Source organism: Epibacterium ulvae, assembly GCF_900102795.1.
In the GTDB taxonomy this organism is placed as follows: domain Bacteria; phylum Pseudomonadota; class Alphaproteobacteria; order Rhodobacterales; family Rhodobacteraceae; genus Epibacterium; species Epibacterium ulvae.
Map to the genome: position 1 here is coordinate 1 of NZ_FMWG01000025.1, position 8610 is coordinate 8610.

Genomic DNA, 8610 nt, shown 5'->3' on the forward strand with positions numbered 1-8610 from the left:
GCGCGGCATTTGATGAACCCGCGCGACAATGATCATGTGACCCTGCATCGTGTCGAGGGCTTTTTGAGCCATGATCTGGCCAGCGCTTTTGCGGAAGTTGAGATGATTGCCTCGGGCACCCGCTGCCGGAAATATCTGTTTTCCATGTCTTTCAATCCGCCCCTTGAGGCAAATGTGCCGATTGAGGTCTTTGAACAGGCCATTTCTGATGCTGAGGCACGGCTTGGGCTTTCTGGACAGCCCCGCGCGATTGTATTTCATGAGAAAAACGGGCGTCGCCACGCCCATTGTGTATGGTCGCGCATTGACCCCAAGAGCATGACCGCAATTCAGCTGCCCCATTTCAAACGCAAGCTGATGGGGCTGTCGCGCGAGATCTATCAGGATCAGGGCTGGGACATGCCCGATGGGTTCAAGCGGTTTGAGGATCGCGATCCGCTGAACTATTCCCGCCAAGAGGCAGGACAGGCGAAACGCGCGGACCGTGATCCCAAAGCGTTGAAAGCGAAGTTTCAATCCTGTTGGGCGCAATCAGATGATCTGAACAGCTTTGCAGCTGCCCTGCAGGAGGAAGGTTTTCTGCTGGCGCGTGGCTCGCGGCGTGGTTTTGTGGCCGTGGATGGCGATGGTAAGATCTGGTCGCTGTCGCGTTGGTGTGGCGTGCGCCCAAAGGATCTGCGCCAACGTCTGGGCTCAGAAGACCGGCTGCCCTCGGTTGAGGATGTTCTTTCGCAGGCCAAAGACCTGCCAGCGCCAAAGAAACAAAAATCATCTCCTCTGTTTCAAAAGCAGCGGGATGAGCTGGTGATCCGGCAACGGCAGGAACGTGAGGCACTGATTGAACGACAGATCCAGCGGCAGCGTGACCGTTTGTTGGCCCAACGACAGAGTGCTGGCCGAGGATTGCGCGCCCTGTTTGATCGCATGACCGGGCAGGATGTGGTCAAAAGAGACAAGGTCCTGTCTGAGGCGAAGGCCGCCAAGGCTACGGATCGCGCAGAGCAACAGGCCTTAATCACACGCCATCTGGCGGAACGCCGCGCGTTAGATCAGCATGCACACGAGCGATCCCTGCAGCCAATCTTTGGCCGCAGCACAGATCCCGAACAACGTCTCCAAATCCGTCCCGAAGCGCTGCCGTATACAGCCAAACAGTTGCGCAAAGATCCTGCGCTGGTGCTGGATCATATCTCGCAGAAAAAGGCTGACTTCACCCGCACCGATGTGCTGCGGGCATTGGCGCAGGTCTTGCCGGACCCCATGGAGCTGCAGGCAGCAACACGCACGGCCATGGCCTCAGGTGAATTGGTGCCTCTGCAAAGCACCAGTACATTGCAGCCGCGTTTCACCACCAAAGACTATCAAAAGGCAGAAGCACAACTGAATACCTCAGCCACCAAACTGAAAGAACAAGGCGGCTTTCAGGTTCAAGACCAGCACATCACCCGTGCCATGGCAGATCAGGACAGACGCATGATGCAGGATTTTGGCGGCAAACTGAGCCAGGAACAACGCGGTGCCCTGCACCATGTACTGGGCGACAATCACATGGCCTCCGTTGTCGGGCTCGCGGGTGCGGGCAAAAGCACCCTGCTGGACACCGCGCGTATGGCTTGGGAACAGCAAGGCCTGCGTGTTCACGGGGCCGCACTGGCCGGAAAGGCCGCCGAAGGTCTGGAAGGTGCATCCGGTATTCCCAGCCGCACGCTGGCCTCACTGGAACTCTCCTGGAAGAACGGCCACAGCCCGATTTCCAAAGGCGATGTGCTGGTGGTGGATGAAGCCGGTATGATCGGCACCCGTCAACTGGCGCGGATTACAAAACAGATAAATGAGATTGGGGCCAAGCTGGTCTTGGTTGGCGACCCTGAGCAACTGCAACCGATTGAGGCAGGCACGCCCTTCCGAGATCTGGTTAAGCAATACGGTGCGGCACGCCTGACGGAAATCCACCGACAAAAAGCGGACTGGCACAAACAGGCCTCCAAAGATCTGGCCGAGGGGCGCAGCCACCAAGCCCTGACGCGCTATGCTGAGAAACAAGCTGTCACGACGAACACCTCCAAGGAAGAGGCGATTGATCACCTCGCAGCGTCTTACGTCATGGATGTGGCGGCACACGGGGCACGGAAATCACGGCTTGCCTTGGCGCATAAACGCAAGGACGTGCACGCGCTGAACCAAGCCATACGCGCCCAACTGCGCTAAGGGCAACCGCCAGACATTGAACATCTCTACCACACGGAAACCGGCCCACGCGCCTTTGCCGCCGGGGGTCGGCTGGCCTTTAGCAAGAACGACAAGGATCTGGGCGTCAAAAACGGTATGCTGGGCACGGTGACAGAGGTCAGTCAAGGCGAGTTAAAGGTCACCCTTGATGATGATCCAAAGCGTGATCTGCGTATAAATACCCAAAAGTATCAGCATTTTGACCATGGCTACGCGGTCACGATCCATAAATCACAAGGCGCAACCGTGGATAAGGCCTATGTGCTCGCCTCGCGCAGCATGGACCATCACCTGGCCTATGTCGCCATGACCCGGCACAAATCAGACCTACAGCTATATCTGGATCAAAGCGATCTGCCAAAATGGGCGCAGGACAGAGATCACCGACAGCGCACGCAAGAGCAATACCACCACAGACCCCGCGCTGGCCCCAGCATGGGCTGACCGATCAATATGGACGGTCGCTCCAGTTCTCGCGATGGTGACGGATGCGCAAGATCCGCACGCCGCACTCGTCCGTCAGATAGACAATCACATGGGATTCAACGTGATGGATGCGTACCGGCGGTGAGATCTCAAACCGAAGCCGCGCCAGTTCAGGTGTGTCGGCGATAATGGATATGGATTCTTTCTCCTCATGAGGTAACCTCAACAAGTATCGCATCGGCACATTCGGTTGCTGCCAGGGAGGGAAGCATACACCCCATCAATAAAATCAATATTATCGATAGACATAATTTACTAAAATCTCTAATCTAAAGAAAATAAGATCCTTGCCTGAGTTATATTCTCTAGTGGCAAAATTTAGCATTGAGCACTGAGGCTATTTGCATGTCAAAGTTAAGAGACGTAATGCTTATTGCAGTTTTAGTTGCAATTTTTTCCTACCCAATTCTACCCGAAGGATCTGAATTTAGGCAGTTCGAGATATCTTTGGAAAGTCCATTGCGCGATGGGAAACTGGAGGTTGATGTTGCGATCAGCAAGACAGGAATATCTATTGATAAGAGGTTTAATAGGAAATGTTATAGCTCAAATCAGGCTGCCAGGGTGAAAATAAAAATCCCACACAATTATATCTCTGGGGTTTCCTTGATCAATTCTCCAGTTCATGGTGCAGCAATAGGAATAAACTTAGTAACTGGAATCGCAAAATCTACAAGAGACAGTTTTAGCCATGGGGTTAATTGTGGTGGAGGTGCTTATTACATAAGCTCATATGGTTCCATAATATTGGATCCAGGTCAATACGAGCCCAGTTATCTACTTGAACTAATAGAGAACCACTTAGAGTAATTACCTCTTAATCCATCAAAGGGGATGGGTATCTAAAATAACGCCAAATTCTAAATCGACCTTATTTATAAGGTTGTCTTTTTCCTTCCCATATTGACCAGATTTCGAATTATAGGCGTTTTAAAACGGAGTATTTGGGATTATGGATAGAGATATATTTGCAGGCATTTCTTTCAGTGATTTGAGCAATATGACAGACGCTGAGCTAGAAGCGGTATCTGCTTTTGCATAGGGCGTGGTGAAATTTGAGCGGGATGTGGAAATTGCCGAAACCCTTGGAGAGCTAGGTTTCACGGTCGCTGCGGTGATAGCAACAGCTGGTGCCTCTGCTCCGGCACAAGCTATGGTAAACGGTGCCGGAGCGTTATATAGTGGTGTCGTTAACATCGACGATGAAATTAGGAAAAAAGCTACGCAGCACGTTCAAGCCGTGGGCAATGAAGCCGATTGGACATTAGACTATAGGCAAGGACAGTTTCCTTTCACCGGTCCAGACTCAGGCATAGCATCTAGTTATGATGGCAACCCAAGGAACGACGGAACTAACCCAGAAATATCACTGGAAGATGTACGTGGAGCCAATATCGAGAACAGCTCCTCAAGTTCAGACACCGACTCTGTTAGCAGTAACGAAGGTCGTGGCGGGGATGATGACCGAGATGAACCACCTTCCACCGGTGGTAGTCCGGATATACCGACTTCACCAGATGAGGGACCAGACGAGGCCCCGTCTTTAGATGACGTGGCAGGTGGTAACACCACTCCATCCCCTGGAGGTGGCGGCTTTACGTTTGATGCTGGCGGTGGAGGCACTTTTACCGGAGATATAACCGGGGCAAACATTCCTGTGATCTTTGATCTTGATGGAGACGGTGTTGAGATCAATGTCCGTGGGCAAACGTTCTTTGACGTCGATGGCGACGGCTTTAGGGAACAAACGTTTTGGGCGGCCAGCGATGATGGTTTTCTTGTTATTGATCTCAACGCAGACGGCTCGCGTGGGTCTGGCGATGGAAATATAAATCAAGCGCGAGAACTTTCTTTTGCGCTTTGGGGAAATGATGGAGATACGGATCTCCAAGGCTTACGACGTGCCTTTGATATCAATGAAGATGGCGTTTTGACAGCTGAGGATGATGTTTGGAATGAGTTGAAGATCTGGCAAGATCTAGATCAGGATGGCGAGACAGATGACGGCGAACTTCGATCCCTTGAGGATTGGGGAATATCAGAAATTAACTTAACTTATGATGATGGGTCAGACTACGACGACCATGACGATGACATTACTGTTTTCGGGAATACGCTGTCCGGTCTAGCTTCGTATACTCGTGATGGTGAAGTTGTCGCGGGTGGTGTTGGTGATGTTGCACTCAGCTACGCGACGGAGGGGTGGCGTCGTGTTGAAACAGATCAAGGGTATTCTATAGAGTTTGAGACCGGTGAAGTTTCAAGAATTGCTGAGCTTGAAGGGTCTGCATCTGCAAATATCAATCTGGATGATGCCGTTCTAGATGGAGCAGTTGGAGACTCAAGAGATAACGCGCTGGTCGCCGGAGGGCATTCGAGATCTGTTCAAATTTCTGGGGGCAGCGGAGACGATACAATTGCAGGCGGCAACAATGATGACTTGTTGTCTGGGGGTGCCGGAAGTGATTTTGTTCGGGGTTGGGGTGGAAACGATATCCTTTTTGTGGATGCTGCAGACTTTGCAACAGGCATCGTAGACGGTGGTTATGGCACCGATCATATAATTGTGGTGGGTGACGAAGGTGTCAATATTGAGTTATCCAACCACAATCTGGAAGGAGCTACCGGCAGTGATCGAGCTGATTTCTTCTCAGCTGAAGGCTTATATGGTGAAGTCGCGATATCTGGAGGTGGTGGCAACGACACCATTACAGGAGGTGCTGGCGGTGATTTACTAAGCGGTGACAATGGTGCCGATATTGTAAATGGGGGACGCGGCGGAGATCAAATATTCGGGAATCTGGGCCATGATCGCTTGTATGGACAAGGTGGGGACGATTTCTTATCTGGAGGAGATCAGCACGACTCTGTTCTTGGTGGATATGGCGATGATCAATTGTCTGGCGGACATGGAACCGACTGGCTGGCTGGGGCGTCCGGAGACGATAGGCTTGATGGCGGTCGAGGTAACGACACTCTAAACGGTGGCTTCGGAGATGACATTCTGCAAGGCGGTGGTGGACATGATCTGCTTTTCTTCTGGAGTGGTGACGATCGCCTGCTAGGTGGTGCCGGGAATGACATTTTTCGTGTGCAACAAACTTCTCAAGATGACTCACCATATTCGAGAGGCTGGGCCATTATCCAAGGTGGGGTCGGAGATGATACTGTTTTCATTGATGCAACTTCCACAGAGTACTCTTCGATAGATCATATCTCCGGGAATCAATGGCAGATAATGCGTCATGATGACAATGGGCGTACCATTTCTCTGATTGATCTGCAGGATATTGAAACAGTTACGTTTTCTGACGGCGTCTCGCGCGCACTTAGTACGGACAGAAGTTCTGATACCAGCACCTCTTATGTGCGTTCTCATGACGATCGCGTCTTCGGAGAGGGTGATTTCACAACGCGTTCAGATGGAGAGTTTTGGTGGTCTGAACTGGTCACGAGACGGAATGGCGACCAAGTTGACTGGACCGAGACCCGTTGGCGTGGACACTATGAAGATGAATTTCTACGCGGCTGGATCGGCAATGATACCCTGCGCGGTAACGACAATGCCGACAGTATAGTTGGCGGCGCGGGTCGTGATGAAATTTTAGGAAACGACGGAAATGATACTTTAAATGGTTCCGCAGGTTCAGATGCTGTAAGAGGTGGCCGTGGTAACGACAGCCTCATGGGCGGCGCAGGAGCCGACTATCTCGTTTCAGATGAAGGAAACGATATCGCCAATGGCGGATCTGGACGTGACACCGTTTTAGGCGGTGAAGGAGCTGATACCCTTTCCGGGGGCACAGGGGACGATGTTCTCTCGGGAGGCGAAGACGATGACAGTGTATCTGGTGACGATGGAGATGACCAACTCTTTGGCAATGGCGGGAATGATCATCTCCACGGAGATTTAGGGTCTGACCTGCTCGTTGGGGGTACAGGCCATGATCATCTTGATGGTAGCTATGGTGCGGACGAACTTCTCGGAGGTGTTGGCCGCGACACACTTCTCGGAGGCGACGGTCTTGACTTTTTGTACGGCGGCGATGGATATGACTCTCTCAGCGGTGATGACGGGGACGATTGGCTTACGGGGGGGAACGGCAATGACCGCCTACTTGGCGGAAGTGGGCGAGATACCCTCGAAGGCGGAAGCGGCGCTGACATCTTGAACGGTGGAGGCGGAATTCTTGATTTGGTCTCCTATTCAGCATCCGAATCTGGTGTAACCGTTAATTTGGAAAGCGGCACTGCAACAGGCGGAGATGCTCAAGGCGACAGCATTTCTAACATTGAAAACGTTTTAGGCTCTAACCATGCGGATCGCCTTACGGGCAACTCAATTGATAACGTTCTAGAAGGAGCAGACGGCAACGACACGCTTCGTGCAGAGGGCGGTCATGATGCAGTCCATGGCGGTGCAGGAAATGACCGTATTTATGCGGGTTCAGGAGACGATCGCGTTTGGGGAGGAAATGGAAACGACTCCGTATCGCTAGGCGACGGCGATGACGTCTTTTCAGGAGAAGCCGACGACGATTCAGGTGAAGAGGATAGCAGTCTCAACTCAGATACCGTTGCGGGCGGTAACGGGCACGACACAATGTCGGGTTCCTACGGTGATGACCAATTTAATGGTGGAACTGGGAATGATGCCCTCTTTGGTGGCAGTGGTTCTGACACACTAGAAGGCGCTGGTGGCAACGATACCCTAGCGGACGGAACAGGAAACGATCATCTTTCTGGAGGAGATGGAAGAGATCTTTTTGTTATGAGCAGTGATGGCGAAAGGGACGTTATCACTGACTTCTCCGTTGCGCATGATGTAATTGATATTTCTGCGTCTGATATTACCTCTCATTTGGAACTACGGATTTCACAACATGGTTCTAATGCGCGTATTCGGTATGGTGCAGAGTTAATTGAACTACAAAACACTAATGCATCCGAGCTCACGGAAAATAATTTCAGATTTTCTGAAGCTAGTGAAGTTTCCTCCGCGTCTGCGGAGTCAGATCCAAGTACCGCACGCATAACTTATCATGACGGCGACATCGGGCATGATCATTTTGTCATGACAAATTCCCAAATCGTGAATTCAATATTCAATTTTATCTCCGGCGAAGATGTCATCGATATTTCGAGTTGGGGGGTTACCAGTTTATCCGAGTTGTCAATGGCTCAGGAGGGCGAGAACGTACAAATCCGCCATGGCGCCAGGCTGGCGGAAATTCATGACACCTCCATTTCAGACGTGACAAGATCTAGTTTTATCTTTGATGTGGGTGTGAATGACACAGCTGAACAAGATACTATGCCCGAAGAAAGTAACAATGGTTACACTGATGTCTTCGGCACATCTGAAAACGATCGCAACGATACTCGTCTGATAGGTACGAGCGGAAATGACCGTTTTTATGACGGCGATGGTCGTGATCAGATGGATGGAGGTTCAGGCCGTGATATCTTTATTATGGCCGCTGACGATATCAAAGACGAAATATACAACTTCAGTTTTGGCCAAGACATTATAGATATTTCCGCCTGGGGAGCGATCAGCTTTTCAGAATTGAGCATTACCCAAGATGGCAATCACACGCGTATCCGGTATGGTTCCGAAGATCTCGAGGTTCGTCAAGTCGCCGCGTCTAATTTCGGCGTTTCCAATTTTATCTTCGCTGAAGTCGATTTAGACAATGGAAACCCAGACAATGGTGGCGGTGCAGATGCTGGCTATACCGTCATCACAGCGCGCAGCAGCGGTGGCGAGTTGCATGGTGCGTCTGGCGCAGATCGCATCGAAGGTCGCAGTGGCAACGACCGGCTCTATGGGCGTGAAGGCAATGACCTTCTCATCGACGGTACGGGCAGTGATCGCCTTCACGGCGGAACTGG

4 protein-coding genes and 1 pseudogene are annotated in these 8610 nt (G+C 51.5%); 4 read left to right on the forward strand and 1 reads right to left on the reverse strand.

Going from position 1 to position 8610, the window contains the following annotated elements:
- Both BLP79_RS19290 and BLP79_RS19295 read left to right on the forward strand, forming a co-directional pair.
- Positions 1–2208 (forward strand): AAA family ATPase (locus BLP79_RS19290; RefSeq protein WP_090221322.1); only part of this gene is annotated, 2208 nt, incomplete at its 5' end.
- Positions 2209–2325: 117 nt separating this feature from the next.
- Positions 2326–2673, forward strand: coding sequence for an ATP-binding domain-containing protein (locus BLP79_RS19295; RefSeq protein WP_090221323.1), 348 nt, complete (start codon positions 2326–2328; stop codon positions 2671–2673).
- 4 nt (positions 2674–2677) lie between these two features.
- On the opposite strand, the gene BLP79_RS19300 is transcribed toward BLP79_RS19295, so the two are convergent.
- Positions 2678–2881 (reverse strand): type II toxin-antitoxin system RelE/ParE family toxin, encoded by a 204-nt coding sequence (locus BLP79_RS19300; RefSeq protein ID WP_232716524.1) that lies wholly within the window; start codon positions 2879–2881, stop codon positions 2678–2680.
- A 179-nt stretch (positions 2882–3060) separates the two neighbouring features.
- On the opposite strand from BLP79_RS19300, the gene BLP79_RS19305 reads away from it, so the two are divergent.
- Together BLP79_RS19305 and BLP79_RS19310 are read left to right on the forward strand one after the other, a co-directional pair.
- Positions 3061–3525 carry a hypothetical protein gene (locus BLP79_RS19305; RefSeq protein ID WP_090221325.1) on the forward strand — a complete coding sequence of 155 codons (465 nt, stop codon included), beginning with the start codon at positions 3061–3063 and terminating at the stop codon, positions 3523–3525.
- 256 nt (positions 3526–3781) lie between these two features.
- Positions 3782–8610 (forward strand): annotated as a pseudogene (locus tag BLP79_RS19310) (hypothetical protein); the annotation flags it as partial.